The sequence below is a fragment of the Actinoallomurus purpureus genome (genome assembly GCF_024055795.1).
In the GTDB taxonomy this organism is placed as follows: Bacteria; Actinomycetota; Actinomycetes; order Streptosporangiales; family Streptosporangiaceae; genus Actinoallomurus; species Actinoallomurus purpureus.
Genome location: NZ_JAMXMY010000016.1, coordinates 124,493 through 150,137, shown reverse-complemented (window position 1 = coordinate 150,137; position 25,645 = coordinate 124,493). Strand labels below are relative to the sequence as shown.

General features: G+C 71.2%; 26 protein-coding genes. 16 read left to right on the top strand and 10 right to left on the bottom strand.

The features are described from left to right. The first annotated feature begins 12 nt into the window (after window positions 1-12). The 6 genes from NE236_RS44690 to NE236_RS27365 all read left to right on the top strand — a co-directional run bounded on the left by NE236_RS44690 (window position 13) and on the right by NE236_RS27365 (window position 5,170). Complete coding sequence (locus tag NE236_RS44690) at window positions 13-1,413, top strand: ATP-binding protein (protein WP_252845032.1); 1,401 nt, start codon at window positions 13-15, stop codon at window positions 1,411-1,413. 107 nt (window positions 1,414-1,520) lie between these two features. After that, window positions 1,521-2,249 carry a hypothetical protein gene (locus NE236_RS27385; RefSeq protein ID WP_252845031.1) on the top strand — a complete coding sequence of 243 codons (729 nt, stop codon included), beginning with the start codon at window positions 1,521-1,523 and terminating at the stop codon, window positions 2,247-2,249. Continuing rightward, window positions 2,246-2,614, top strand: a complete 369-nt coding sequence (locus tag NE236_RS27380) for a hypothetical protein (RefSeq protein WP_252845030.1) — start codon at window positions 2,246-2,248, stop codon at window positions 2,612-2,614. The genes NE236_RS27385 and NE236_RS27380 overlap by 4 nt, the downstream gene beginning before the upstream one ends. Further along, window positions 2,614-3,723: a glycosyltransferase family 4 protein gene (locus NE236_RS27375; RefSeq protein ID WP_252845029.1), complete on the top strand. Its 1,110-nt coding sequence runs from the start codon at window positions 2,614-2,616 to the stop codon at window positions 3,721-3,723. The genes NE236_RS27380 and NE236_RS27375 overlap by 1 nt, the downstream gene beginning before the upstream one ends. After that, a complete protein-coding gene (locus NE236_RS27370) occupies window positions 3,720-4,343 on the top strand; it encodes a hypothetical protein (protein ID WP_252845028.1) in 624 nt (207 codons plus the stop codon). Before NE236_RS27375 ends, NE236_RS27370 begins: the two co-directional genes overlap by 4 nt. Continuing rightward, a complete protein-coding gene (locus NE236_RS27365) occupies window positions 4,340-5,170 on the top strand; it encodes a hypothetical protein (protein WP_252845027.1) in 831 nt (276 codons plus the stop codon). Before NE236_RS27370 ends, NE236_RS27365 begins: the two co-directional genes overlap by 4 nt. 52 nt (window positions 5,171-5,222) lie before the next feature. Here NE236_RS27365 and NE236_RS27360 read toward each other — a convergent pair whose 3' ends face one another. Further along, complete coding sequence (locus tag NE236_RS27360) at window positions 5,223-5,852, bottom strand: LmeA family phospholipid-binding protein (protein ID WP_252845026.1); 630 nt, start codon at window positions 5,850-5,852, stop codon at window positions 5,223-5,225. A 209-nt stretch (window positions 5,853-6,061) separates the two neighbouring features. Between NE236_RS27360 and NE236_RS27355 the strand changes: the two genes are divergently transcribed. Next, window positions 6,062-8,383, top strand: a complete 2,322-nt coding sequence (locus NE236_RS27355; RefSeq protein WP_252845025.1) for an FHA domain-containing protein — start codon at window positions 6,062-6,064, stop codon at window positions 8,381-8,383. Between the two features lie 4 nt (window positions 8,384-8,387). Here the strand turns inward: NE236_RS27355 and NE236_RS27350 are convergent, their stop codons facing one another. Continuing rightward, window positions 8,388-9,080 (bottom strand): nucleotidyltransferase domain-containing protein, encoded by a 693-nt coding sequence (locus NE236_RS27350; RefSeq protein WP_252845024.1) that lies wholly within the window; start codon window positions 9,078-9,080, stop codon window positions 8,388-8,390. 124 nt (window positions 9,081-9,204) lie between these two features. On the opposite strand from NE236_RS27350, the gene NE236_RS27345 reads away from it, so the two are divergent. Both NE236_RS27345 and NE236_RS27340 read left to right on the top strand, forming a co-directional pair. Beyond that, window positions 9,205-9,804 carry a bifunctional 4-hydroxy-2-oxoglutarate aldolase/2-dehydro-3-deoxy-phosphogluconate aldolase gene (locus NE236_RS27345; protein ID WP_252845023.1) on the top strand — a complete coding sequence of 200 codons (600 nt, stop codon included), beginning with the start codon at window positions 9,205-9,207 and terminating at the stop codon, window positions 9,802-9,804. Next, complete coding sequence (locus NE236_RS27340; protein WP_252845022.1) at window positions 9,801-10,736, top strand: sugar kinase; 936 nt, start codon at window positions 9,801-9,803, stop codon at window positions 10,734-10,736. Before NE236_RS27345 ends, NE236_RS27340 begins: the two co-directional genes overlap by 4 nt. 166 nt (window positions 10,737-10,902) lie before the next feature. On the opposite strand, the gene NE236_RS27335 is transcribed toward NE236_RS27340, so the two are convergent. The 3 genes from NE236_RS27335 to NE236_RS27325 all read right to left on the bottom strand — a co-directional run bounded on the left by NE236_RS27335 (window position 10,903) and on the right by NE236_RS27325 (window position 13,866). After that, window positions 10,903-11,682: an IclR family transcriptional regulator gene (locus tag NE236_RS27335; RefSeq protein WP_252845021.1), complete on the bottom strand. Its 780-nt coding sequence runs from the start codon at window positions 11,680-11,682 to the stop codon at window positions 10,903-10,905. A gap of 200 nt (window positions 11,683-11,882) precedes the next feature. Continuing rightward, a complete protein-coding gene (locus NE236_RS27330) occupies window positions 11,883-12,743 on the bottom strand; it encodes an NAD(+)/NADH kinase (RefSeq protein WP_252845020.1) in 861 nt (286 codons plus the stop codon). Between the two features lie 49 nt (window positions 12,744-12,792). Continuing rightward, on the bottom strand, window positions 12,793-13,866 hold the full coding sequence (locus NE236_RS27325) for a helix-turn-helix domain-containing protein (RefSeq protein ID WP_252845019.1): 1,074 nt from the start codon (window positions 13,864-13,866) through the stop codon (window positions 12,793-12,795). A gap of 377 nt (window positions 13,867-14,243) precedes the next feature. On the opposite strand from NE236_RS27325, the gene NE236_RS27320 reads away from it, so the two are divergent. After that, on the top strand, window positions 14,244-14,831 hold the full coding sequence (locus NE236_RS27320) for a C40 family peptidase (protein ID WP_252845018.1): 588 nt from the start codon (window positions 14,244-14,246) through the stop codon (window positions 14,829-14,831). A gap of 62 nt (window positions 14,832-14,893) precedes the next feature. On the opposite strand, the gene NE236_RS27315 is transcribed toward NE236_RS27320, so the two are convergent. After that, on the bottom strand, window positions 14,894-15,682 hold the full coding sequence (locus NE236_RS27315) for an SAM-dependent methyltransferase (RefSeq protein ID WP_252845017.1): 789 nt from the start codon (window positions 15,680-15,682) through the stop codon (window positions 14,894-14,896). Window positions 15,683-15,950: 268 nt separating this feature from the next. On the opposite strand from NE236_RS27315, the gene NE236_RS27310 reads away from it, so the two are divergent. Together NE236_RS27310 and NE236_RS27305 are read left to right on the top strand one after the other, a co-directional pair. Beyond that, the gene (locus tag NE236_RS27310; protein WP_252845016.1) at window positions 15,951-16,313 is read left to right on the top strand and encodes a hypothetical protein; all 363 of its coding nucleotides are present in this window, start codon (window positions 15,951-15,953) and stop codon (window positions 16,311-16,313) included. A 396-nt stretch (window positions 16,314-16,709) separates the two neighbouring features. Beyond that, window positions 16,710-18,353, top strand: coding sequence for an APC family permease (locus NE236_RS27305; protein ID WP_252845015.1), 1,644 nt, complete (start codon window positions 16,710-16,712; stop codon window positions 18,351-18,353). Between the two features lie 62 nt (window positions 18,354-18,415). On the opposite strand, the gene serA is transcribed toward NE236_RS27305, so the two are convergent. Beyond that, window positions 18,416-19,633 carry a phosphoglycerate dehydrogenase gene (gene serA, locus NE236_RS27300; protein ID WP_252845014.1) on the bottom strand — a complete coding sequence of 406 codons (1,218 nt, stop codon included), beginning with the start codon at window positions 19,631-19,633 and terminating at the stop codon, window positions 18,416-18,418. A gap of 269 nt (window positions 19,634-19,902) precedes the next feature. Here serA and NE236_RS27295 point away from each other — a divergent pair, with 269 nt between their 5' ends. Beyond that, window positions 19,903-20,562 carry a TIGR03086 family metal-binding protein gene (locus NE236_RS27295; RefSeq protein ID WP_252845013.1) on the top strand — a complete coding sequence of 220 codons (660 nt, stop codon included), beginning with the start codon at window positions 19,903-19,905 and terminating at the stop codon, window positions 20,560-20,562. A gap of 358 nt (window positions 20,563-20,920) precedes the next feature. After that, the gene (locus tag NE236_RS27290) at window positions 20,921-22,093 is read left to right on the top strand and encodes a cytochrome P450 (protein ID WP_252845012.1); all 1,173 of its coding nucleotides are present in this window, start codon (window positions 20,921-20,923) and stop codon (window positions 22,091-22,093) included. 10 nt (window positions 22,094-22,103) lie between these two features. Here NE236_RS27290 and NE236_RS27285 read toward each other — a convergent pair whose 3' ends face one another. Continuing rightward, on the bottom strand, window positions 22,104-22,871 hold the full coding sequence (locus NE236_RS27285) for a DUF72 domain-containing protein (protein ID WP_252845011.1): 768 nt from the start codon (window positions 22,869-22,871) through the stop codon (window positions 22,104-22,106). Between the two features lie 39 nt (window positions 22,872-22,910). Next, complete coding sequence (locus NE236_RS27280) at window positions 22,911-23,288, bottom strand: hypothetical protein (protein ID WP_252845010.1); 378 nt, start codon at window positions 23,286-23,288, stop codon at window positions 22,911-22,913. Window positions 23,289-23,359: 71 nt separating this feature from the next. On the opposite strand from NE236_RS27280, the gene NE236_RS27275 reads away from it, so the two are divergent. Beyond that, the gene (locus NE236_RS27275; protein ID WP_252845009.1) at window positions 23,360-23,827 is read left to right on the top strand and encodes a dienelactone hydrolase family protein; all 468 of its coding nucleotides are present in this window, start codon (window positions 23,360-23,362) and stop codon (window positions 23,825-23,827) included. Between the two features lie 447 nt (window positions 23,828-24,274). Next, the gene (locus NE236_RS27270; protein ID WP_252845008.1) at window positions 24,275-24,658 is read left to right on the top strand and encodes a hypothetical protein; all 384 of its coding nucleotides are present in this window, start codon (window positions 24,275-24,277) and stop codon (window positions 24,656-24,658) included. Between the two features lie 74 nt (window positions 24,659-24,732). On the opposite strand, the gene NE236_RS27265 is transcribed toward NE236_RS27270, so the two are convergent. Next, window positions 24,733-25,560 carry an AraC family transcriptional regulator gene (locus tag NE236_RS27265; RefSeq protein ID WP_252845007.1) on the bottom strand — a complete coding sequence of 276 codons (828 nt, stop codon included), beginning with the start codon at window positions 25,558-25,560 and terminating at the stop codon, window positions 24,733-24,735. Window positions 25,561-25,645: the final 85 nt, after the last annotated feature.

The following is a 25,645-nucleotide window of genomic DNA, read 5'->3' as shown; positions in this document are numbered from 1 at the left end:
TAGGATTATCCTGTGGAGTTTCTTAACCGCACGGACGAGCTGGACTTGCTGCGACGGCGGCTGGCCGGTGACCGAGCCGAGCTGCTCGTCGTCTACGGACGCCGCCGAGTCGGAAAGACGGAGCTGCTCGCCCACCTCGCGTCCACGGTGCGATCGCTCTACTTCGAGGCCACCGACACCGTTGTTCGGGAGCAGCTGCAGGACCTCACCGCGGAGCTCACACGGGTCTCTGGCGACGAGCTTCTCGGGGCCCAGCCACTGACCAACTGGGAGGCGGCATTCGCCGCGATCGCAAGGTTCGTGGGAGACGAGCGAACGCTGGTGGTCTTCGACGAATTCCAGCTGCTGGCAGAACAGTCTCCCGAGCTTGAGACGGTCCTGAGCAGGTGGTGGCGTACGACCGGCCGTGAACTGCCGCTCGTTCTGGTCCTGGCGGGGAGCGAGTTGTCGTTCTTCGAAGACGAGGTACTCGCCGGGCGGTTGTACGGCCGGCGTACCGGACAGTTGAAGGTGATGCCCTTCCTGGCCCGAGAGGCTGCGCTGTTCCATCCCGCGTATGGTCCAGAGGATCGCGTACGGGCGTATTCGATCTGTGGTGGGATCCCCTATTACCTCGAACGGTTCACCGACGGCCGTCCCCTCGTCGAGCATCTGCTCACCGAGGTCTTCGAGCGCACGGGTCTCCTGCACGACGAGGCCGAGCTGATGCTCCGTCAGTCGATCGCCGCACCGGCCAACCACATCGCGGTCCTGCGGTCGATCGCGCATGGCCAGAACCGAAACAGCCAGATCAGCCAGCGTGTCGGGCTGGAGCCCGCGCACGTGACGAAGGTGCTGGCCACGCTCGAGAGGCTGGGGCTGGTGGAGCGCCTGCGACCGATCACCATGTCACCCAGGGCTAAGAAGATCGCATATCGGATCAGCGACCAGTTCCTGCGATTCCACTATCGGTTCGTCGAGCCCGCGCGCTCACAGCTCCGCACCAGTGCCCTCGCCGCCGCCTTACTTCATGATTCCGTCCTTCCTCAGCTCGACCACCACGCGTCCCAGGCCTGGGAGGACATCTGCCGGGAACATGTCCTCCGTACGGTTTCCGGGGTGAGCGCGGTCGGCCGCTGGTGGGGCCAGGTTCCCACCGGAGACGGGCCACGAACCGAGGAGCGGGAGGTCGACGTGGTCGGCGTCGACGCTCACGGCACGCCCCTGGTCATCGGCATGTGCAAGTGGACGTCCGCACACGTCGATTTCGACGAACTCAACCTCTTGGACCGCCTCGCCCCCTACATCGGCGACAAAGGGGGGAACGCTCGGCGTTTCATCTTCTCGAGGAACGGGTTCAGCGACCGGCTGCGCTCGTTCGCGGCCGATGATCCGAGGCTCACGCTCGTCACGCCGTCCGACATTTACGCCTGAGAGCCATCCGGAGGCGTCGTCTGAGCTCGGGAGCCTCTGGCGCACACCCCCCTTCGTGGCTGCTTAAAGCCCTATGGCGGCTCATGTCCGGTTGATAGGGTCCGGCCATGTTCTGGCGGAAGACGCGGGCGGCGATCGAGCGGTTCCACCCGGTCCACCAAGGGCTCGTCTGGCAGCGCACCGCGTCCGCCACGCTTCCTCCGGCCGAGTGGAACGCGCTGGTGGGCAGCCTCGCCCGGCACGCCGACACCGTGAAGCGGCGGAAGTGGCGCCTGCCGGACCGGACGGTGACCGTGCTGGTGCCGCTCCTCCGAGTGCTGTGCGAGGACGTCGCCCCGGACGGCGCCATCGGTGTCACCGCCGACCTGCGCGGCCCCCGGGTACCGGGCAAGGCCGGGCCGAGCCGGAAGCTGCCGGTCCGGCGGCCCGTCCGCAGCATCACCGAGTGGTTCGCGATCGACCCCTGGCTCGCGGTGCGGGCGGAGCTGCGCGACGGCAGCGTCCTCGACCTGACCGTCACCGACCGCGTCCGCTACCGGCGGGTCCACAAGGTCAACCCACGCGGGAAGCACAAGACGAAGACCAAGACCAAGACGGTCCAGAGGATCACCGCCCGGCGCACACTCCAGCCCGGCCAGGACGTGCGCCGGCCGGACACCCCGCCGCCGCCGTGGATCACGGTGCGCGTCAAGTCCGCCAAGCGGACGGTGGTCGGCGCGACGATGAAGCTCGGCCCCGCGCCCGCCGAGGTGGACCAGGTCCAGTGGATCCTGGCGGTGGCGACCGAACCGTTCCGGTGGACGCCGCCGGCGGCGACGGTGAGGAGAACGGCGTGAACCCCTGCGCCGTGACGACCGGCTTCTTTCTGCTCGGCCGGTGCGGCCGGCCGTCGGTGACCGTGTGCCGCTGCGGCCGGGCCGTCTGCGCCGAGCACGTCGATCCCCAGGGGCTGTGCCCCGAGTGCGCCACCGCGCAGGCCTACGCGGACCCGTTTCATCCCGGATGGGCGCGCGGGTACCGCCGCCGGTACTACGAGGACAGCTCCGGGCAGTACAGCGACCCGCTGTGGTACTCCCGGTTCGACTCCTACGACCGGGACCAGTTCGACGCGGGCGACGGCTTCGACATCGGCGGCGACACGGGCGACGACGGCGGATTCGACGTCGGCGGCGACGACGGGAACGACTGGGTCGACAGTTGATGCGTGTTCTGTGGATCACCGAGCACTATCCGCCGAGCCGCGGCGGAATGGCGGAGTCGTGCGACCGCGTCGTACGGGGGCTGCGCGCGGCGGGCGTGGAGATCGACGTGGCGCACCTGACCCGCCGTGCGGGGCCCTGGCGGGTGGACCGCGAGCCCGGCGGCCGGCTGCTCGTCGTTCCGCTGGAGGACAACCCCGAGCACGCGCTGCGCCGGCTGTGGACCGAGCTGTGCGGCGAGGACTACACCCATGTCGTCGCGTTCGGCGGCACGTACGCCCTGCTCGGCGCGCCCGTGCTGGCGGCCTGGCTCGGTGCGCCGCTGGTCACGCTGCTGCGCGGCAACGACTTCGACACCGGCGTCTTCTCCCTGCGCCGCCGCGAGGCGTTGCTGACGGCGCTGCGCGCCTCGGCCCGCGTATGCGTGGTCGCCCGGTCGCACGGCCCGCTGGTGTCGGCCCTCGTCCCGGAGGCCGCCGTGACCTGGGTCGCGAACAGCGTCGACACGGCGAACTGGGAGGTCCTGCCCTCCGAGCGTGCCCGCGCGCGCGACTGGCGGGCCGCCCACGTGGAGCCCGGGCGGCGCGTGCTCGGCCTCGTCGGGCAGTTGAAGAACAAGAAGGGCGTCGGGTTCCTGCTCGACGCGCTACTGGCCTCCGGGCACGCGTCGGCGTTCCACCTGCTCCTCGTGGGCGAGGTCGAGGACGGGGTGGGTGACCGCCTGGCCGCCGTGCCGCACACGGGGATGCCGTTCCTGGACCGGTACGAGCTGCCCGGCGTGTACGCGCGCTGTGACCTCGTCGCGCTCCCGTCCTTCTACGACGGGCTTCCGAACGTCGCTCTGGAGGCGGCGGCGCTCGGCGTGCCGCTGCTGGCCTCCGACGCCGGGGGCCTGGCCGACCTGGCCGACGAGGAGATCGGCTTCACGTTCCGGGCGGGCGACGTCCACGGCTGCCGTGCGGCCGTCGACCGCGCGGCCCGGGCGACGGATGAGCGCCTGGCCAAGCTGGGGGCGGCGGCGCGCGAACGCGTCCATCGGGACTTCACCCCGGAGGCCGAGACGGCCGGGTACCTCGCCGTGCTGACAGAGACCGGAACACCGCCGACGTGAACCGTTCGGTGACACGCCTGGCGCTGGCGGCGGCGATGCTGCTGCCGGCCGGGTGCTCGGGCGGCCGGGGGGCCTCCCGTACCACCGCCGCGCCGTCGCCGACCGCGGTGTCCGGCACACCGATCTACCTGCGGGTCACCACGGCGTCGGGCGGCCCGCTGCTCGTCGTCGCCGTCGTCGGCGCGACGACGAGGATCACCAGCAGGCTCGGCGGAGCACCGGTCGTCATCACCGGCACGGGCGGACGGTACACCGAGGGCCGCCGGGTGATCGCCCTGATCACGTCCTCGCCCGACGGCGTCAAGTTGAAGAACACCGCCGGACGCACGCTGTGGCGGGCCAGGCTGTCGGCCGGGCGGGTGCGGATCCGGCGCGGTGAGGCGGACACGCGCTATGAGTTCCGGCGCGAGGCGGACGGCCGGATCAAGGTGAAGCGGGGAAAGACGGAGGTCGGCGCCGTCCGGCCGCTGGAACAGGGCGCCAGGGTCGAGACCCGGGGCGGCGTGACGGTCGCCCGGTCCGGAACCGTGCCGAGCGACGGCCTCGCCGTCCTGCTGTGCCGTGAGGTGCCGCCGGACCTGCGCGCCGTTCTGGTCGCCGCGCTGGTGGCCCGGCGTTGATCGTCTGTTACGCGCAGGGTGGCGGACTCGGGCACCTCACCCGCCTCCGGGCCTACCTCCACACCCGCGAGGTGACGGACGAGCCGGTGACCGTCCTGACCGGTTCCCCGTTCGCCGGTGACCCGCGGGTGGTCCGCGGCCATCGGGTGCTGTCCGCGCCCGCAGGGCTGGACCGGGGCGGTCTCGCGCGGTGGGTGGGCGAGACCCTGGCCGCCTTGCGGCCGCGCGAACTGGTCGTCGACGCCTTTCCCGCCGGGCTGTCCGGCGAGCTGAGCGCCGCGACCGTCCCGGCCGGTGTCCGCGTCGTCCACCTCGCCCGCCTGCTGCGCTGGGACGCCTACCGGCCACTGCTGCAGGGCGACCCTCTCGGTTTCACCGAGACCTGGCTGGTGGAGCCGGTCGGCGACGCGCACCGCGCGTACCTCGAGGCGGTGTCGTCCGTCGTCGCGCCGCTGACGCTGGTCGACCCGCCGGAGCCGGAACCCGCCGGTCCCGGCGGCTGGCTGATCGTTCACTCCGGCCCGTCCGCCGAACTGTCGGAGCTCATCGCGTACGCGCTGGACACCGCGGAGCTCGAAAGGGAGCGGCCGAGACTCACCCTCGTGTCGCCGAGCCGTCCGGAGGTCCTCCCGCCGGGGATCGCGCACCGCGACGTCTATCCGGCGTGGCCGCTGTTCGCCGGGGCGGACCGGATCATCACCGCGGCGGGCTGCAACGCCGTCCGCCAGCTCGCCCGATGGCCGGAGCGGCACCGGATGCTGCCGTTCCCCCGTCGTTTCGACGACCAGTACGCCCGCGCCGCCCGCGCCCGCGGGACGGTCCGGTAGCGGACGGTGCGGTGCGGGTGCCGAAGCCCGACCCCCTCCAGGCCGATTCCGGTCAGCCGCTGAACGCGATGTGCGAGCCCGTCACCCGCAGCGCCAGGCCCTTCGACGACACCGACAGGCTCTGGAAGGTCAGGCCGAGCGGCAACCCGCCGACCGGCACGGTGAAGTCGAGGTCCTCGTCCAGGTCGGAGAGGTCGAATCCCTCGGCCGACAGCGGATGGACGCGGATCTGGTTCTGACCGATCTTGGTCACCTGCCAGATCACCGTGCCGGATGCGATGCCGAAGTCGACGTCGCCCTTCACCTTGTCGGGGCCGGCCGCCGAGAACTTCAGTCCGGGCTGGTCGGACACCTTGGCCAGCTCGCCGAACCCGATGGTCGCGGTGCCGTCCACGCTGCCGAGGGTCCCCTTGCGGAACGACGAGTCGATCCGGACATCGCGCACGTCGCCGTCGATGCGGCTGATCGTGATCGGCCCCTCTCCAACGTTGCGCGCGGTCATGTGGGCGTGCGGGAAATGACGGCTCAGGACCTGGGTCACGAATGGGAAGCCGTGGATCGTCACGTCGGGCCGGGTGCCGAACCCCTCCTTCTGGATCTCGCCGGCGATGCGGCTCTCGGCGTACGCGGCCGCGAACCGGTCCAGGGCGAAGAGAAGGCCGAGCACCACAAGAACGATCACCAATGCGACGATCAATGGGCGCCGCCGGCGCCGCCTCGGCGGAAGACGATCCGGGCGGGTCCATTCGCTCTCGTGCGCGCTCATTCGACGCTGGTACGAGTCGCCATGACGCTCAGCAAATTTCACCGAACGGGCGCCGTCAATGGTTTCACGGCAAAGTCGTGACGGAAAGATGGGCGTTTCGTGGCATCCGCTCTACACTGCGGGACATGACGGCCGAGGGCTCTGTCTCGTCGATGGCCCCGCCGGCTCTCGTCGTGCGGACCAAGGAGGCAGTCCGCAGGCTGCAGCCCGGGGGGTCGTACTCCGTCGGCCGTGACCCGGCGGCCGACGTCCCGATCGCGGATGCCCGCGTGTCCTGGCGGCACGCCGTGCTGCGCACCGACGACAACGGCTGGCTCCTGGAGGATTCCGGCAGCACGAACGGCACGTTCGCGGGCCACCGGCGCATCCGGCGGGCCGGCATCGAGGGCGAGATCGTCTTCCGGCTGGGCAATGCCGACAGCGGCCCGCAGGTGGCCTGCTCGGTCCCGCCGGTCCTCGACTCGCGCATCGGCGTGGACCGCGAGCCGAGCTCCGTCATTCATGTCCCGTCCCGCCCGCTGCGGATCGGGCGCGCTCCGGACAACGATGTCGTGCTCTCCGATCTGATCGTTTCCCGGTATCACGCCGAACTCCGGAAAAGGGCCGACGGGCGCCATGAGATCGTTGATCTCGGCGGCCATAACGGCACCTTCGTCAACGGGAAAAGGATCACCTCGGCGCCGCTCACCGAAAGTGACGTCGTCGCGATCGGGCGCGCCACTTTCCGGCTCGTCGGCGACGAACTGCGCGAGTTCATGGACACGGGCGACGTCTCCCTCGTCGCGCAGGACCTCACCGTACGGACCGCGAAGGGCAAGGTCCTGCTCGACCACGTCAGCTTCCCCATCCCGGAGCGCTGCCTGGTCGGAGTGATCGGCCCGAGCGGTGCCGGCAAGTCCACCCTGCTGGGCGCGGTGACCGGCACGCGTCCGGCGACCGAGGGCGGCGTCCGGTACGACAATCGGGACCTCTACCGCCACTACGCGGAGCTGCGGCACCGGATCGGCCTGGTGCCGCAGGAGGACATCCTGCACACGCAGCTGGCCACCCGCCGGGCGCTGCGGTACGCGGCGGAGCTGCGGTTCCCCGGGGACACGGTCGCGGCCGAACGCGACCGGCGGGTCGACGAGGTGATCGAGGAGCTCGGACTGACCCCGCACGCCCAGACCCGGATCGACGCCCTGTCCGGCGGGCAGCGCAAACGGGTCAGCGTCGCGCTGGAACTGCTCACGAAGCCGTCGCTGCTGTTCCTGGACGAACCGACGTCCGGTCTCGATCCGGGGCTGGACAAGTCCGTCATGGAGATGATGCGCGACCTCGCCCACGACGGACGCACGATCGTCGTCGTCACGCACAGTGTCGCCAACCTCGATACGTGCGACCGCCTGCTCGTGCTCGTCCCCGGCGGCCGGGTCGCCTTCTACGGACCGCCCGCCGAGGGGCTGCGTTTCTTCGGCAAGGCGAGCTGGGCGGAGGTGTTCCAGGCGTTCGACCGGGAGCCCGACCGCGACTGGGCCGCCGAGTTCCGGATGGCGCCGCTGTACCCGCGCTACGTCCTGTCGGGGCTGGACGGCGACGCCGAGACACCCCGCGCGGAGCGGGCGACGGCGGCCCCGCCGCCCCGGCGGCAGGGCCGGTTCGCCCAGCTCGGCACGCTCTGCCGCCGGTACCTCGCGGTGATCGGCTCCGACCGCAGCTACCTCGCCGTGCTCGCGGTGCTGCCGGTGGTCGTCGGGCTGCTGATCCGGGCGATGCCGGCGCCGCACGGCCTGACCGGCCTCGGGGAGAACGACGACGCGGCGTCGGTGCTGCTCACCCTCGTGATCGGCGTCTGTTTCGTCGGGGCCGCCAACTCCGTGCGCGAACTCGTCAAGGAACGCCCGATCTACCGGAGGGAGCGGGCGGCCGGGCTGTCCGCCGGGATCTACCTGCTGTCGAAGATCTTCATCCTGGGCCTGATCACCGGGGTCCAGGCGGTGCTCCTCGTCCTTATCGGCCTCGCGTTCCGGCCGATGCCGAAGCACGGCGCGTTCACCTCGCCGTACGTCGAGCTCATGCTGGCAATGGCCGCGCTGGCGATCGTGTCCATGGCGATGGGGCTGCTGGTGTCGGCGGCGGTCAGCACGTCGGAGAAGACGATGCCGCTGTTGGTGCTGCTGTCCCTCGCCCAGGTGATCCTCTGCGGCGCGCTCATGCCGTTGCAGGGCAAGGCGGGCCTGGAGCAGGTCGCCTGGGTGACGCCGTCGCGCTGGGGCCTGGGGGCCGCCGCCTCGACCGTCGACCTCGCGCACCTGCCGCACAAGCCGATCCGCGACCGGCTCTGGCATCCCGACGCGACGACCTGGGCCACCGACATGGGCGTGCTGGCCGGCCTCGGGCTGGCGTTCGTCATCATCGCCTGGTGGCGCCTCGAACGCCTCCGCCCGGGCCGCCGGACACGGCTCTGAAGCCCTACTCGGCGGCGGGCGTGTAGTACGCCGCGCGCACGCCCTGCAGCCACGCCTCGACGGTGTCCTCGTCGGGGCGGTCCGGGAGCGGGGTGCGGAGGCGGTCGAAGTCGGCCTCGGTCTCGGCGAGCAGCCGGCGGGCGGACTCTACGTCGCCCGCCGCGACGCGATCGCCGAAGCGGTGGTACCAGCCTGGGTCGTCGAGGCGGATGCGCAGGCCTCCGGTGGCGTACAGCTCACGGCCTTGGTGGAGGAGCCGCGCCAGGTGCCGGGCGTGCTTGGCGGTGCGCCGGCGGGTGTCGGCGGAGAACGAACCGTCGCCGCGGTTCTCCAGCTTGCGGAACTGCTGGGTGGCGTAGCCGAGGTAGGCGTCCCGGACCCGCTTGGCGGACGGGAAGGCGGACCGGATGCCGATCAGCTCGTCACCGAACGGAGTCCGCGTCTCGTACAGGTCGTCGGGCAGCCAGACCAGCTCCATCACGGTCGGGTTGCCGCCCAGGGCCAGGTTGCACCACTTGCGGGCCTCGTGCAGCGTCCGATCCGGGTCGGTGGACACGATCGACTCGCGCGGGACGCGCAGCCCGAGCAGGGCGTTGGTCGGGGCGGCGAAGAGGCCGAGCCGGTCGACGTCGGAGTGGGGGGTGGCCAGGCCGTACGCGGTGGAGCCGACGATGCCGGCGAGCAGGATCTCGGTCATGGGCGGTCCCGGGGGCGGTAGATCATCCGGCTGGCAGAACCATAGCCACGACGCGCTCGATCCGCTTCTCATTTATCATCCATTATGGAACGTTGTCCCGTTGGGCAGAACGAGGGGCGGTCGGATGGATCGGGTGGAGATCGAACGGGCGATCGGGGCGGCACGGGTGCTGCCGGTGCTCAGGACGCCGGACGCCGCGGGCGCCGTCAAGGCGGCCGAGACGCTGCTCGACGCCGGCCTGAACGTCATCGAGCTGACCGCGACCACCCCCGGCTGGGCCGACGCCCTGGCCGGCCTGCGCCGCGCCCACCCGGCGGCGGTCCTCGGCGCCGGCACCGTCACCACGGCCGAGGACGCCAGCCGCGCCCTCGACGCGGGCGCCGACTTCCTCGTCAGTCCCTATCCGGCCGAGGCCGTCCGTGCCGTCGCCGACGAGACCGGGACGACCTTCCTCGAAGGCGGGCTCACCCCCGGCGAGGTCGCCGCGGCCGCCGCGCGCGGCATCGCCAAGCTCTTCCCCGCGCACGTGGGCGGCCCGGCCTACCTGCGCTCGGTGCTGGCCGTACTGCCGGGCGCGCGCGTCGTGCCCACGGGCGGGATCGCGCTGTCCGACGTCCCCGCCTACCTCGAGGCGGGCGCGTACGCCGTGGGCGTCGGCTCGGACCTGGTGAAGTCGCCCGACCCGGCCAAGGCGGTACGCGACCTGATCGAGGTCACGAAGTGAGCCGCGGCGACGTCCCCGACGTCGTCGTCATCGGTGAGCCGATGGTCGAGTTCTCGGCGGCCGGCCCCCTGACCCACGCGGACACCTTCCGGCTGTCCTTCTCGGGCGACGCGCTCAACGCGGCGGTCGCCGCCGCGGCGGCCGGGGCCCACGTCGCCCTCGTCACGCGCACCGGCGAGGACGAGTTCGGCGACCGGCTGGTCGCCTTCGCGGCCCGGCACGGCGTCGACACCCGCTGGATGCGGCGCGGACCGGGACACACTGGGGCGTACGCCGTCGGCGCGGACCCGCTCGGCACGCGTGCCTTCGCCTACCTGCGTTCCGGCAGCGCGGCCTCCCGGCTCGGCCCCTCCGACGTCGACCTCGCGCCCGTCGCGGAGGCGGGGGCGGTACTGCTGAGCGGCATCACCGCCGCGCTGTCGGAGTCCTGCGCCGCCGCCGTGGTCCACGCGGCCGAGACGGCCCGCGGCAAGGTCGTCTACGACCCGAACTTCCGCAGCCGCCTCACCACGCCGGGCGACGCCCGCGAGGTCCTGGCGAAGGTCGCGCCGCGGGCCGCCCTGGTCCTGCCGTCCTGCCCCGCCGACACCTCGGCGCTGCTGGACACCACCGACCCCGAACGCGCGGCCGAGGCCTGCCTCGGCCTCGGCGCGGCCGCCGTCGCGGTGACCTGCGGCGCCGACGGCGTGTACCTCGCGAGCGGCCCGGAGCGACGACACCTGCCGGCCGTTCCGGCCGCGGAGATCGTCGACGCGACCGGAGCGGGAGACGCCTTCGGCGGCGCGCTCACCGCACGACTCGCGCGCGGCGCGTCGATCGTGGACGCCGTACGCGCCGGCGCGGCGGCGGCGTCGATCTGTCTCGGCGGTCAGGGCGGCACCGGCCGGGTCGCCACGGCCGCCGAGATCGAGCGCCTTCTTTCGACCGGCTGACCCTCATCGGCGGCGTCTCCGCTCAGGCCGACGCGGGCCGGGCGGTGCCGGGAGCGGACGCGGCAGGCGGGCCGGGGCGGGCACGCGGTCGAGGGGGCGGTCAGGCGGGTGCGGGCGCGGGCACCCGGTCGGGCGGAGCGCCCAGGCAGGGCCGATGAGAGGGTGGTCAGGCCGGGGCGGGCGCGGGCACACGGTCGGGCGGCGCGCCCATGGCCAGCGAGACGTCGCGGGCGGCGGCGACCACCTCGGCCATCAGGGCCGCATCGCCGGCGTCGACCTCGAACGCGAGCCCGGAGACGGAGATGCCGCCCATGACCGCGCCGGTGTGGTCGAAGACGGGTGCGCCCACACAGCGGATGCCCCGCTCGTTCTCCTCGTCGTCGACGGCGTAGCCGCGACGCCGGACCTCGGCCAGGTGGGCGACCAGCGCGTCGACATCCGTGATCGTGTGCTGGGTGCGCGGCTCCAGCCCGGTCCGCGACGTGATCGCGGTGACCTCCCGGTCGGACAGCTGGGCGAGGATCGCCTTGCCGATCGAGGTGGAGTGCAGCCGAAGGCTCATGCCCACTCGCGACCCCATCTGGTACGGCCGCAGGCCCTCGAGCTTGCGCACGTAGACGGCCTCGTCACCGCTGCGGACCGCGAAGTGCACGGTGAAGCCCGTACGGTCGCGCAGCGCCTGCAGGGCCGAGTCGGCGTGCTGCGCCGGGTCGAACCGGCTCATCACCTTGCCCGCCAGGGTGAGGATGCGCGGACCGGGGACGTAGCCGCCGTTGCCGTCGGTGCGGGCGAACCCCCATCCGACGAGGGACTGGAGAATGCGGTGCACGGTCGACTTCGGGAGCCCGGTGCCGGCCGCGATGTCGGTCACCCGGCTGTGCTCGGCCAGTGCCTCCAGCACCGTGAGCGCCTTGTCGATCGAACCGCCACCGGTCTGTGTCGCCACAGGGCGAGAATATCCGCAGCACCGTCCTGCCGCCGTCGTCGGCGCGAGTCCGCCGGTCCGGGGCGTCGGCACCCGGCATCGGGCAGGGTGCCCCGCTGCCGGGCGGCGTGGGGAACCGGCGGCTCGGACGAGCGCGCGTACGGCCGCGGCGCTGCCTTCATCGTCGTTGCCGTGGTGGCACCGCGACGACGACCTCGGCGTCAGTCGGCCTCGACCGAGCCCAGGAGCCGGAGGCGTCGTTGCGCGCGCTGGTAGAAGGTCGTCTCCCCGAGTCGTACGACGCTGGCCGCGGCGGGGAGCGTCGCCAGGTCGAGGACGTCGCCGGGGTTCATATGGCCGATGAGCCGGCCGTCGGCCTCGACGGCGACGGCACCGCTGGACGGCAGGATTCGCAGCGAGAGCTTCTCCTGCGAGGACAGGAACAGCGCGCGGTTGAAGGCGGAGTGCGGCGCGACCGGCGTGACGAGCAGGCCTTCGGCGCTGGGGGAGACGATCGGCCCGCCGGCGGAGAAGTTGTAGGCCGTGGAGCCGGTGGGCGTCGCCACGACGACGGCGTCCGCGGCGTACCGGACGAAGGGGTTGCCCTCCACGCAGAGTTCGACGACGGGTATGCCGCGGCCGGGCACGCGTTCCAGGGCGACGTCGTTGAAGGCGATCGCGTCCATGCCGTCCGCGGTCGCCCGGAGCCCACTGCGCGTCTCCACGGTGAAGCGGTGGGCGTCGATGGCGCTGAGCGCGGCGTCCAGCTCCGGCACGTCGATCTCGGCGAGGAAACCGAGCCGCCCGAGGTTGACGCCGAGGACGGGGGTCCCGCGCCGGCAGGTGAGCCGCATGGCGCGCAGCATCGTGCCGTCCCCGCCCAGGCTGACGATGAGGTCGGCGCGCTCGGCCAGACTCTCCGGCTCCACGGCGGTGACATCACCGTCGATGCGGGCGATCTCCCCGGGCAGCCCGAGGACCTGGGCGTTCCGGGAGCGCGCCCATCCGGTGATGCTGGTCATGACGCCCTTGCAGTCGCGTTCGGGGTGCAGGACGAGCCCTACTGTCGCGATCAAACCCATACGTCATTGTCTCAGTGCGGTCGGCCGTGATCCTCCGCGCCGCCCGGTTTCAGGAGGGGGGCACCGCCGGCTGTTCATGAATGTTCAGCGGCCGGTAGGCGTGGTAGGGGCTGTTCTCCGACATGTCGTAGCGGAGCACCAGATGATCCGTGCCGTACGCGCGGCGCTGCTGGTAGACCCAGTAGGCCGTGTGCGCGGTGTTCGCCCACTTCTCGAAGATCGCGACCTGCCGGGTGCTCGCCAGGCCGGTGGCATTGATGATCAGATCACCGGGGCGCAGCTTCGACGGGGGGATCTGCCGGGTGTAGCCCCCCCAGGCGAGGTCGGTGGAGTTGGGCCCCGGCGCGGGAAGGCCGAGCGCCATGGAGGCGTACCCGGAGCCGTCCGTGCGGAAGCCGCCGTGGTTCTTCGACTGGTCGTACGGGACGCGCTGATCGCTGCGGGGGTTCCATGTCAGAGCGCGCCCGAGGATCTGGGGCCGGGTGATCCACTGCGCGTAGGTGGGGGCCGGGTGCGGTCGCTGGGCCGGTTCGGGCCGGTGCGACAGCCCAGCGGCCAGGCCGATCGCGCCGGCGGCGACCGAGCAGCCGAGGGTGGTGCCGATGTGGAGCATCCGCCGCCGTGGGACGCCGGGCCGTCGGGACGCCGCCGCGTCGGGGCGCACCGACGCGGTGTCATCGAGCGCAGCCCCCTCCAGCGCGGTGCGCGCAGTCCCCTCCGGCGCGGTGCGATCGCGCGTCGCGCCCTCCGGCGCGGTGTGCTCGGGCGTCGCCCCCTCCGGCTCCTTCTCGGCGGGCGGTACGCCGCCGTCGGCGGGCTGCGTGGCCGGTGGGGTACGCCGGTTGTCGTCCGCGCGGTGCCACAGGCCCCGGAGGCGCTGCTTGTCACCGCCGCAGAGCTCGGCCATCGTCTCGACGGCCTCACAGGGGATCCAGGTCTCTCCGCTGAGCCAGCGTCCCCAGGATGATCGGCTCGCGTAGGTCTTCCCCTCCAGAGCGCGAAGGTCGTACCCGGAGCGGTCCTTCAGGGCGCGCAGTTCCTCCAGCAGAGTCCGGGTGGTCTCGGGGAGCTTTTCGGGCAATGGGCGCAGTTGGCGGGTCCGGCTCACGCGGGTCCGCGTCATCTGTCGTCGATCCAATGTTCTCCCTCGGCTTTCGGACCGAAAGTCGACCGCTCCTATGACGCAGGGCGGCGCTGTGCGGTTCATCGTTATCGGAGTCATCCGGACGCCGACCGTAGCGGCCACGATCGAAGCAGGTGTGAAGGAGGTTCGTCCGTCGGGAGCCGGGATCCGTGTCCCACTGTCTCGGGCATGTCCCGAAAAGTGGATGTCTCAGCTGCTCAAAGCCTCGGGGGCTCCTGCTCTGTCCCTTGATGGCCGATACCCATGGTGGAGCGGCGGCCTTTCTCCCTAACGTGGCCGCTGGCCGATCGCCGCGGGGCTCATGCGACGCTCGCGGAACGGCCGAAGACTCCATCAGTGTTCACGTAAGGAGCTTCATGACCGCGTCTCGTACGCTCCGAATAGGGCTCGGCGCCGTCGCGCTGGGCGCCGCCGCCGCGCTCGGCCTGCCCGCCGGCGCCACCGCGGCCCCCGCCGCCCCGGCGGCCCTCCACGCCGCCGCCCGCCCGGCCGCGCAGGACGTTTCGGCCACTGCCTACATCAGCCGACGCACGGTGATCGTGCGGGCCTACACGTGGCACCCGCACACGGCGAATCGGGTCCCGTACAGCCAGAACAAGCCGTACCACAACGGCTACCGCCGAGACTGCTCCGGGTACGTGTCGATGGCGCTCGGCCTGTCCAAGCCGGGGCCCAACACCCAGGCGCTCGCGACGAGTAGATACACGAAGCCCATCAGGATGTCCCAGCTGCTGAAGGGCGACCTGGTCATCGACGCATCGGGCACCAGCAACACCCGGCACGTCGTGATCTTCGAGAAATGGGTCAGGAACAAGAAGGGGAAGATCGTCGGCTACTGGGCCTTCGAGCAGCGGGGTCATTACGGCACCGACCACCGCGTTCTCAAGTACGGGCTGAGCGCGGGCAGCCAGTACCACGCGTACCACCCGAAGAAGGTTCGCTGACGGTGCGGTGAGGACAGGGCGGGGGCGCGCGGCGCCCCCGCCCTGTCCGTCGTCGGCAGGTGTCAGGGCTTGCGGCCCACTCCCGCGAGCAGCCAGCCCGACGGCGTACGGTACGGGCGGTCGGGCCGCCAAGCGGGGGCCGGGACCAGACCGGGCTCGAGGAGCTCGAACCCGTCGAAGAAGCCCAGGATCGCCTCTCGCCGGCGCAGCGTGAGCGACTCGCGCAGCTCCGCGAAGATGTCCTCCACCGCCTGGACGGCCTCGGGGGCCTTCTCCTCGAAGGTGGCGTGCGAGATGACGAGATGGCTACCCGGGGCGACCGCGTCGCGGAAACGCCGCACGATCCGGGCCGGGTGCTCCTCGTCATCGATGACGTGGAGCAGGAAGCTGAACAGCAGCGCGACCGGCCGGTCGAAGTCGATCACGTCGGAGACCACCGGGTCGCCGAGGATCCGCTCCGGATGCCTGGCGTCGGCGTGGACGACGGCGGCGGACGACCCGCCGGACAGCGTCGCCTCGTAGTGCGTCACGGCGACCGGGTCGTAGTCGACGTAGACGACCTGGGCCTCGGGACCCGCCAGATCGTGGACGTTGACGCGCTTGGGCAGGCCGCAGCCGATGTCGAGGAACTGGCGTACGCCCGCGGCGCGCAGGTGGCGGACGGCGCGCCGGGCGAAGCGGTTGTTCTCCGCCGCCAGGTGGCGCGCCTCGGGGGCCACGGACAGGATCCGGTGGGCCAGGACGCGGTCCACCGCGTAGTTGTCCTTGCCGCCGAGCGCGTAGTCGTACACCCGTGCGTCGGTCGGCGTGTGTGCGTCGACGCTCCCCGGCAGCCGTGCTCGCTCGGCCACAGGCACCTCCAGCCCCCGCTCAGGTGCGTCTCAATCTAACCCGTGCGGTGGCCGCAGTCCCTGCCTCCGGCCGGAAAAGAATAGGTTTGTTAACGGTAGGCGTACGCCGATCGTGCGGCGCACGAGGGGCGGTCGCCGGTTCGAGCTGCGACACTTGATCGCCCGACGCCGGCCCGACCGTGGCCCCGGGCCTCTTGCGGGCGTAATTCGGTTGAGGGGAAACCCGCCTTCTCCTACCTTCCGCGTGACCGGGGAGCGGAGGATCGCTGTGGAAGCGCGACAGGTCGTTCGCTGGACCGAGGCGGGGACGGAGCACTCCGCCCGCTGGCGGTCCGAGAACGGCGCGCCGCCGCCCCGGTGTGTGGAGGTCGCGGACGATCGCATGACCGCCGACGACGCCTACCACCTGGCGTGCGAGGGCACGGCCGTCCTCTGGCGCGGGGCCGAGCACCTGGGGCTGCGGTCGCGCGCCGAACTGTTCGCCGCGTTCGACGCCGCAGGGCTGGAGACGATCGCCTGGTCGGACGTACGGCCGCGCCATCCGCGCGCCACCGATCCGGCCGACCCGCTGCACGCCGCTCGCGCCGCCGAGGTGACGTCCCTCTGGCGGCTGCGCGTCCGGCGCGTGTGACCGTCGCGCGGGGCAGGGTCGGTAAGCGTCTTCTCCCTTTCTGGGGATGGCAAAGCGCCGCGTTCTTCGGACATTCCGTTTTGAGGGATAGATCGCGTTATTTGCGGTAGAAGGCCGAATGCTGGCGGCCGGGTGGGATCTCTGATGTCACTGGAGGATCAATCTCACCAATGGCACCTATGCCCCCATAGGAGTCTCTGGGCGCGCTGGTGTACTGGTCGCTCATTGCATTCGAGGCTGTATCGATTTAGTCTCTCTCCGGCGTTGACGTGCAATACGGCATGTCCTTAACGTCAATTAACATCACTTGCGAACCGGTACGCCCGACATGCGGGGAGATAGGTCGTTCACCGTCGTCGGCGGCCGTACTCCGCCATCACTCGTGAAGGGGGCTCTATGGCGCCCACTACCACCGGATCCGTCGATTCGGGACGACACCTACGGCGGGACGTCGGTTTCTGGGGACTGATGTTCGTATCGCTCGGATCGATCATCGGATCCGGCTGGTTGCTGGGAGCGCTCACCGCGGCGACCATCGCCGGGCCCGCCTCGCTCCTGTCCTGGATCCTCGCCGCCGTCATGCTGGCCATCCTCGCCCTCGTGCACGCCGAACTCGGCGCGACCTACCCCGTCGCCGGAGGCACCGCGCGGTTCCCGAGTTTCGCGTTCGGCCCGCTGGTCGGCTTCACGGCCGGCTGGATGGCCTGGATACAGGCGGTGGCGATCGCCCCGATCGAGGTCGAGGCGACGCTGTCCTACTGCGACCACATCAGCTGGGTGAAGAACAACATCACGCTGTTGCACACCGACGGGACGCTGACCGGCGCCGGCCTGCTGGTCGCCACCGTCTTCATGCTCCTGTTCACGATCATCAACGTCGTCGGCGTCAAGCTCCTCGCCGAGTCCAACGGGATCACCGTGATCTGGAAGACGGCCATTCCGCTGCTCACCGTGGTCGTCCTCCTGCTGCTGACCTTCCACGCGTCCAACTTCACGGCGGGCGGCGGGTTCATGCCGTTCGGAGCGCACGGCATCTTCGCCGCGCTCCCGGCCGGTGTCGTCTTCGCCCTGCAGGGCTTCGAACAGGCGATCCAAATGGCCGGAGAAGCGAAGAAGCCGCAACGTGACATCTCGCGCGCGGTCATCACGGCCACCGCGATCGGCACGGTCGTCTACATCCTGCTGGAGATCGCCTTCATCGGCGCCCTGAACCCCGCCAACCTCGCGCACGGCTGGGCCAGCCCCGTGGGCAAGGGCGACTTCGGCCCGTACGCGACGCTCGCGATCGGAGCCGGCGCCGCGTGGCTGGCGGTCCTGCTCTACGCGGACGCGGTGATCTCACCCGCCGGGACGGGCCTGGTGTACGTCGCGACGTCGTCCCGGCTGTCGTACGCGCTCGGCCGGGAGAGGTCGGTGCCGAGTGGGGTGGCCAAGGTCAGCCGGAAGGGCGTGCCGACCGTCTCGATCATCATCGCCTTCGTCGTCGGGGAGATCGCGTTCCTGCCGTTCCCGAGCTGGCAGTCCCTGGTCGGCCTCGTCACGTCGGCGACCGCCATCATGTACGCCTTCGGGCCGATCGCCCTGCGGGCCCTGCGGCTGCGCGACCCGGAGCGGCCCCGGCCGTACCGCCTTCCGGCACACCGGGTGCTGGCGCCCGTCGGCTTCGTCTGTGCCAATCTGATCATCTACTGGTCGAGCTTCCAGGCCGAGTGGAAGCTCGGGCTCGCCATCCTGGTGGGTCTGGGGATCTTCGCGGTGACACGGGCGACGAGCCCGCAGGCCGAGCGGTCGGCCCTCAACTGGCCCGCGGCCATGTGGGTCTGGCCCTGGCTGGGCGGCATGATCCTCATCGGGTCCCTGGGCCGCTACGGCGGCCTCAAGGTGCTGCCCGAGTGGGTCGACATCCTGACGGTCGCGGTGTTCGCCCTCGCCGTCTACTTCTTCGCCGTACGGATCGCCGTGGCCAGTGAACAGGTCAACGCCGCCGTCGCGGCCGAGGAGGCCGAGATCGCCGCCGAGCCCGAGTTCAACATCGCCTGAGGACCACGCCGCTCGTACGCCCGCCCACTGAGGACGGGCGGGCGTACGAGAGCGGGCCGCGATCAGGACAGCAGGCGCAGCCGGACGGTCGTCGGCAGCCCGCGCAGCTGCTGGATGACGTCCGGGGTGTACTGGGTGCCGATGTCGGTGATGACGTAGCCGATCTCCCCGCGCGTGCCGAGCAGCTGCCCCTCGATGTTCACGTCGTGGTCGGCGAGGATGCCGTTGATCGTCGCCAGCACACCCGGGGTGTTGCGGTGCAGGTGCGTCAGGCGGTGCCCGCCGGACGGGGCGGGCAGCGACACGGGCGGGAGGTTGACGCTCAGCGCGGTGTTGCCCGTGGCCACGAAGTCCTGCAGCTTGCCGGCGACGAACTGGCCGATGTCCTGCTGGGCCTCTTCCGTCGATCCGCCGATGTGCGGCGTGATGATGACGTTGGCCAGCCCGCGCAGCTCCGAGACGAACTCGTCGCCGCGCCCCTTCGGCTCGTGCGGGAAGACGTCGACCGCCGCGCCGGCCAGGTGCCCGGACTCGATGTGCCGGCGGAGCGCGCCGTGGTCGACGACGAACCCGCGCGAGAGGTTCAGGAACAGGCTGCCGGGACGCATCCGGGCGATCTCCGCCTCACCGAACAGGCCGCTGTTGCCGGGCCGGCCGTCGACGTGGAGCGTGACGACGTCGGCGACCGCCAGCAGCTCCTCCATGCTGGCGCAGCGGCGGGCGTTGCCCAGCGCGAGCTTGTCGGCCGAGTCGTAGAAGAACACGCTCATGCCCAGGCTCTCGGCCAGCACCGACAGCTGGCTGCCGATGTTGCCGTAGCCGACGATGCCCAGCCGCCGGCCCCGGACCTCATGGGCGCCCTCGGCCGACTTGTCCCAGACACCGGCGTGCATCGAGGAGTTCTTCTCCATGAGCCGGCGGGTCAGCGCGATGATCTCGGCGACCACGAGCTCGACGACGCTGCGCGTGTTGGAGAACGGCGCGTTGAACACCGCGACCCCGCGCTGCAGGGCGGCAGAGAGGTCGATCTGGTTGGTGCCGATGCAGAACGCGCCGATCGCGAGCAGGTCCGGGGCGGCGGCGAGCACCGCGTCCGTGATCGTGGTCTTGGACCGGATGCCGAGCAGGTGCACGCCGGGGACGCGGGCCGTGAGCTCGTCCTCGTCGAGGGCGCGATCCACCGTCTCGACGGCGTAGCCGTTCTTCTCGAGGGAGGCGACAGCGTCGGAGTGAATGCCCTCCAACAGCAGCGCGCGCAGGGGTTCAGTAGCGGAGGTCACCTTGGGAACAGTCCTTCTGCCGGCGTCGTCGTCCTTCAAATGCTACGTGAGGCGGCCACGGCCCCGTCGCGGCGGCCGGAGCGGGCATCGACACCGGCGCCAGGCAGTGATCATCGCCGGGCCGCGCACTCCCGCCCGTACCGGGTGGGCGACATGCCGATCGTGGCGGTGGAGGACGGCGCGGAGGTCCTGCGGGGCGGCGCCGGCCATACGGTCGGGCGTCGCATTCGTTCAAGACGGCCGGCCGCGACCGGCCTACCGTGTGAGCGATGGAACTGCACCCGCTGATGACGCGCGCCGCGGAGGTGTCGATCGCGGTCGTCCAGGGGATCGGCCCCGACCGGTTCGCCCTGCCGACCCCGTGCCCGGAGTACGACGTCCGCGCCCTGCTGAACCATCTCCTCTACTGGACGGGGCCCCGCTTCGAGGCAGGGGCGCGCAAGACGCCGCCGCCCGAGTCCCCGGCGGAGGGCCACGACTTCATCGCGGAACCCGACTGGGCCGGGCGGTACGCCGCGGGGGTGCGCGCGGCCGCCGCGGCGTGGTCCGAGCCCGCCGCCTGGGAGGGGGCCACGGGGATCTCCGGCGCGGGGACGATGCCCGCCGCGTTCGTCGGCGGGATGATGTTCGCCGAGGTCCTGCTGCACGCCTGGGACCTGGCCGTGGCCACGGGCCAGAAGGCGCCGATCGACGAGGAGCTCACGCGAGCGCTGTTCGAGCAGGTGTCGTCGATGGCGGAGACGGCCCGGCGGTACGGCGCGTTCGGCCCGGAGGTGGAGGTGCCGGGCACCGCCCCGCTCCTCGACCGGGCCCTCGGCCTCGCCGGCCGGGACCCGGCCTGGACACCCTGGCCGGAGGTGGCGGTGCCGTGGAGCCGTACGGGGATCACCGGAGCGGCGGTCCCCGTACGGCTCCACGGCCGTCAGTAGCCGTAGCGATTCTTCAGGTGGCGCCACCAGTCACGGAACATCCACGTGCCGAACTGGCGAGCGCCGTCGCCCGCGGCGGTGCCGCACTCGCCGGTTCGACTCCGGCACCGGCCACGCCATAACAGAATCCGAGCACGGCGACCGCCAAGACGACCGCGGCACGTCGCAGCCGCGTGATCCGGGACGTAATTCGGAAGTTCATGAGGAACGCTCTTTCCCGAGGTCGGGCATCCGGCGATAGGCCGGTTGATCACCGGCAGACAGCCGCCTTTCAGGACTTTTCATGCATTGACGTAAGGCATGACGAATGGGACTGTGGGAATTGACTCAAGATCCCCGGGGAGAGGACCGTCGTCCCATGGCCGACCTGCCGCGACTGCCGTTCGAGCGCACCAGCGTGCTGGAGATCTCCTCCGCGTACGGGACGCTGCGCGCCAGGGAACCGATCGCGCGAGTGCGCACGCGGACCGGCGACGAGGCCTGGCTCGTGACCGGCTACGAACAGGCGCGGGCGATCTTCGCCGACGAGCGCTTCGGGCGTTCCCATCCGGACCCCGACCACGCCCCCCGGGTGTCGAACTCCGCCCTCACCGGCGGCCCGAACGGCGAGTACGCCACCGAGAAGGAGGTCCACGACCGGATGCGGCGGCTGCTCGCGCCGGCGTTCTCCGCGCGGCGGATGCAGGCGCTGTCCGGGCACGTCCAGGAGCTGGTCGACGACCTGCTCGACCGGATGGAGGAGCACGGTCCACCGGCCGACCTGCACGCGTCGCTGTCGGTGCCACTGCCCATCCAGGTCATCTGCGAGCTCCTCGGCGTCCCCCTCGCCGATCGCGACCACTTCCGGGCGATCGCCGAGGAGATGACCGATCTCACCGATCCGGACCGGTCCGCCGCCGCCCGTACGGCCATGGAGGAGTACTCCCACGGCATCGTCAAGACCAAGCGGGACCATCCGGGCGAGGACGTCTACTCCGACCTGGCACGGGCCGACGTGCCCGACGACGAGATCGCCACCATGGCGGGCGGGCTGCTGTTCGCCGGGCACGAGACCACGGTCAACCGGATCGACGCCGGGGTCGTGCTGCTGCTGGACAACCCCGAGCAGCTGGAGGCGCTGAAACGCGACCCGGCGCTGGCCCCCGCCGCCGTCGAGGAGATCATGCGCATCGGTGCGCCCAACGACCACGGCCTCGGCCGGTACGCCCGCGAGGACGTCGAGGTCGACGGCGTGACGATCAGGGCGGGGGAGCTCTGCGTCATCATGATCTCGGCCGCCAACCGCGACGACACCGTCTTCGTCGAGCCCGAGCGGTTCGACCTCGGCCGCGAGGTCCAGCCGCATCTCGGATTCGGCTACGCCATCCGGTACTGCCTGGGCGCGAGCCTGGCCCGTGTCGAGTTGCGGGCCGTCTTCGGCTCGCTGTTCCAGCGGTTCCCCGACCTGCGCCTGGCCGTGCCGCTCGACGGCCTGCCCGAGCGCTCCGAGCGCCTGACCGGTGGTTTCGCCGCGCTGCCCGTCACCTGGTGACGACCTGCCGTCACCGCGTGGCGAGGGCGGGCGTGCGGGTCACGCGCCGACCGGCCGCACGGGCGAACTCGGCGAACCGCACGGCGTCGCGCACGGCGGCTCCGCCCGGGTCGTTGTTGAAGTAGACGTACGCGTCGACGTCGTCGTCCCAGGTCTCGGCGAGTCGTCGTACCCAGGAGCGCAGTGCCTGGTCGCCGTAGTCCGGCCACGGCGTCGCGGCGCCCTCGTGCAGACGCAGGTACGCCCAGCCGGCCGTCCGCCACAGGGGGATGAGCGGCCTGCCGAGCCGGTCGGCCCAGCACAGCGCGGCGCCGTGCCGGACGAGCACGTCCCGCACCTCATCGGTCCACCAGGAGGGGTGACGGGGCTCCACGGCGACCCGGACGCCGGCCGGGAAGCGCCGCAGGCAGCGGGTCAGGCGATCGACGTCGACCTGAAGCGTCGGCGGCAACTGGACGAGGATCGGGCCGAGCTTGTCGCCCAGCCCGCCGGCGGCGTTCATCAGGCGGTCCACCGGCTCTTCCGGGTCCTTCAGCCGCTTGATGTGGGTCAGGTAACGACTCGCCTTCACGGCCATCACGAACCCTGGTGGGGTGCGCTCCCGCCACGTCGTGAAGACCTCACGGCTGGGCAGCCGGTAGAAGGCGTTGTTGTTCTCCACCGTGTCGAAGCACTCGGCGAACCGCTCCAGCCACACGCGCTGCGGCATCCCGGAGGGGTACAGCACGTCCCGCCAGTGCGTGTACTGCCACCCGGACGTGCCTACGAGTATCGGCATATCGGCTGTTCTACCCGCATTCGACTGACCCGCGCGATCTCAGCAGATGAGGAGCGTCCCTTGGTCGCTTGAGGTCGGATGCGGCTCGACGCTGTATCCGGTGTCGCGGAGCCGCGCGGTGACGCGTTCTCGGCCGTTCCCGTCCATCGGCACTTCGATACGTGCGATGGCCGCCGGGGCGTGCCGGCGTCTGATGGTGACCCCGTCGTAGAGGTACAGCCCCCACGCCGACCACGGGACGTCGGGGGCGGGATCCTCGTGCTGCATCCACGCCATCCACGTGTCGCCGTGGACGTACCAGCAGTGGATGGCCCCCTTGCGCCAGGCGCCCCTGTGGTGGATCCAGACCCAGGAGTCGCGGGCCTCGATCCGGTGGGAGCCGGACGGGTAGTGGTCGAGTGACCGGGCGTCGTGCATGCGACCATCATCGAACTGGTGTTCGATTGATTGCAAGTCGACCCGGGTCAAGCTTGCTTTAGGTATGCCCGATGGCTCATCGCCTGCGGACCCGCATGGCCGCCGGCGAGGATCCGGCCGGGCTGGTCGCGGCCATGCACGACCTGCTGGCCGGACAGGCCGTCGCCGACTGGCAGGCCGTCCTGACCGCGGTCCAGGCACTCGACCACGTGGGCGCCGGACCGGTCGGCTATTGGGGCGTGTCGATGGGCTGCGGGCTCGGTGTGCCGCTGCTCGCCGCCGAACCCCGGATCCGCGCCGCGGTGCTGGGCCTGCTCGGCGTGCACGGGCTGGCCGCACCCGCCGCCCAGGTCACCGTGCCGGTGCAGTTCCTGCTCCAATGGGACGATACGCGGGTGCCCCGGGACCAGGCCTTGGCGCTGTTCGACGCGCTGGGTTCGCCCGACAAGACGCTGCACGCCAACCCCGGCGACCACGGGGGAATCCCCGCGTTCGAGACCGACAATGCGCTGCAGTTCTTCGCCCGGCACCTTGGATAAGGCCGCTGCCTTGTAGCTCGCGACGCGCTGGCCGGGGTCCGTTCCCGGCCGGCGCGTCGCGAGCCAGCCTGTTCGGCATGGCCGAGCGGGCCGGAGCGAGTCGGCATCGCCTGAGTTCGGGATTATCGCCCTTCTGGCAGCAGCAGAAAGGGCGATAATCCCGTGGTCAACGAGGAGTGTGGCCCTGCCGGCGGGGCGGTGCCGGGTTCGTTCACCGAGGCATCGAGAAGTCGCCGTAGGTGTGGTCGTTGCCGGCCCCGCGGCTCGTCGGATGGGGCGGCGTCGGTGTCGTGACGGCCGTCAGGGTGACGGTGATCGCCTTGCCCCATGGGTGACGCCCGTGTGTCCAGCCGGTGAACAACGGGTGTCGGGCCTTTTGCCGGAGTGATCCACTGGTTCAAGATCATCGCGGGCGGCGTCTGGTCCGCTCCACGTGAAAGGGGAATGATGAGGAGTCTTCTCAAGACGGCCGTGGTCGGCGCCGGGATCGCGGCCGTGACCTTCGCTCTCGCGACGCCCGCGTCGGCCAACTCGTTCTCGAGTAACGTCGGCGACGGCACCATCAGTTACAACGACGCGAGTGACACGTTCTGTGCGCAGGCGTACAACAGCGAGGGCGGACGTCTGGTCGAGGTGAATCTGGTCCCGCTCAGCCGGTCCGGCCCGAGCCCTTCGTGGACGGACAGGAACGACTACTACGGCCACCCGGGTGCCTACTGCCAGAGCCTGTCCAGCGCCTACGAGGACACCTACTACCGCGCTGACGTCAGGACCTATTGGGCCGAGCGGGACACGTGGGTGACCCGAGGACCCTTCTACTTCTACAGCTGATCCCGTACGCGCCAGGTCACCGCCGCCTGTGAGCGGCCCTCGACGACCGTTCGCACGCGGCTTGATCCAAAAAATCACAGCCCCCTGCGGTAGGCGGCAGGAGTGACACCGTAGGTACGGGTGAACCACCGGGTGAGATGGGCCTGGTCCGCGAAGCCGGCCTCGGCGGCCGCCGTCGATGGTGCAATGCCCTCGGCCAGGAGTACACGGGCTCGGCGCAACCGCAGATCGCGTTGGTAGTCACTGGGCGCGAAGCCATACGCCGCGCGGAAGCCCCGGTACAGCGCGAAGCGACTGCAGCCGGCCGCCCGGGCCAGCTCGTCGGCGGCGATGTTCTCGGCGAATCGCTGCCGCAGCAGACCGCGGGCCCGTTCCATGGCGGCCAGGTCCATCCGGCCCTGCCGGTCCGGCAGACGTGCCGAACGCGTGGCGGCATGGCGGGTCAGGGCCAGCACGGTGGCGGTGAGGCGCTCCTCGGTGACCAATCGGGGGGCGTTCTCGACGACCGCGGTGTGGAGGCGGGCCACGGCTAGGGCCAGGGCTGGGTTGTCCACCACCGGGGTGTCGAAGAGCGGCAGCCCGGCGCTGCCGCGAGCCGCGTCGTCGAGGACATCCCGGAGCAGATCCTCGCCGAGGTGCAGCATCCGGTAGCGGTACCCGTGGTGGACGGCCGACTGGCCGTCGTGTGGCTCGTCCGGATTGAACGCCATGACCAGTCCGGCCCCGCTGACGTGCCGCTCTCCCCGGCACACGAACGACTGGGCGCCGTCGTCGGTGACTCCGCAGGAGTACGTGTCGTGGGCGTGCATCGGATAGACGTAGTGCTCGAAGCGGGCGTGCATGGCTTCCAACGCAAGCCCGGGAACCCGCCAGTAGGCGGCGCGTTCTCCGGAAGACGTCATGTCCCAATTGTGCCGCACGAGCGTTCAAGCCCTCGGACCTCCTCGAGGCGCACCCTGGATCCATCGCCTCAACCAGCGAAGGAAT

Excerpts from the sequence above, each read along its gene's own strand:
- NE236_RS27385 (WP_252845031.1), top strand. The coding sequence starts at position 1,521 with ATGTTCTGGCGGAAGACGCGGGCGGCGATCGAGCGGTTCCACCCGGTC.
- NE236_RS27375 (WP_252845029.1), top strand. The coding sequence starts at position 2,614 with ATGCGTGTTCTGTGGATCACCGAGCACTATCCGCCGAGCCGCGGCGGA.
- NE236_RS27355 (WP_252845025.1), top strand. The coding sequence starts at position 6,062 with ATGACGGCCGAGGGCTCTGTCTCGTCGATGGCCCCGCCGGCTCTCGTC.
- NE236_RS27350 (WP_252845024.1), bottom strand. The coding sequence starts at position 9,080 with ATGACCGAGATCCTGCTCGCCGGCATCGTCGGCTCCACCGCGTACGGC.
- NE236_RS27345 (WP_252845023.1), top strand. The coding sequence starts at position 9,205 with ATGGATCGGGTGGAGATCGAACGGGCGATCGGGGCGGCACGGGTGCTG.
- NE236_RS27330 (WP_252845020.1), bottom strand. The coding sequence starts at position 12,743 with ATGGGTTTGATCGCGACAGTAGGGCTCGTCCTGCACCCCGAACGCGAC.
- NE236_RS27325 (WP_252845019.1), bottom strand. The coding sequence starts at position 13,866 with ATGACGCGGACCCGCGTGAGCCGGACCCGCCAACTGCGCCCATTGCCC.
- NE236_RS27320 (WP_252845018.1), top strand. The coding sequence starts at position 14,244 with ATGACCGCGTCTCGTACGCTCCGAATAGGGCTCGGCGCCGTCGCGCTG.
- NE236_RS27305 (WP_252845015.1), top strand. The coding sequence starts at position 16,710 with ATGGCGCCCACTACCACCGGATCCGTCGATTCGGGACGACACCTACGG.
- NE236_RS27295 (WP_252845013.1), top strand. The coding sequence starts at position 19,903 with ATGGAACTGCACCCGCTGATGACGCGCGCCGCGGAGGTGTCGATCGCG.
- NE236_RS27290 (WP_252845012.1), top strand. The coding sequence starts at position 20,921 with ATGGCCGACCTGCCGCGACTGCCGTTCGAGCGCACCAGCGTGCTGGAG.
- NE236_RS27285 (WP_252845011.1), bottom strand. The coding sequence starts at position 22,871 with ATGCCGATACTCGTAGGCACGTCCGGGTGGCAGTACACGCACTGGCGG.
- NE236_RS27280 (WP_252845010.1), bottom strand. The coding sequence starts at position 23,288 with ATGCACGACGCCCGGTCACTCGACCACTACCCGTCCGGCTCCCACCGG.
- NE236_RS27275 (WP_252845009.1), top strand. The coding sequence starts at position 23,360 with ATGGCTCATCGCCTGCGGACCCGCATGGCCGCCGGCGAGGATCCGGCC.
- NE236_RS27270 (WP_252845008.1), top strand. The coding sequence starts at position 24,275 with ATGAGGAGTCTTCTCAAGACGGCCGTGGTCGGCGCCGGGATCGCGGCC.
- NE236_RS27265 (WP_252845007.1), bottom strand. The coding sequence starts at position 25,560 with ATGACGTCTTCCGGAGAACGCGCCGCCTACTGGCGGGTTCCCGGGCTT.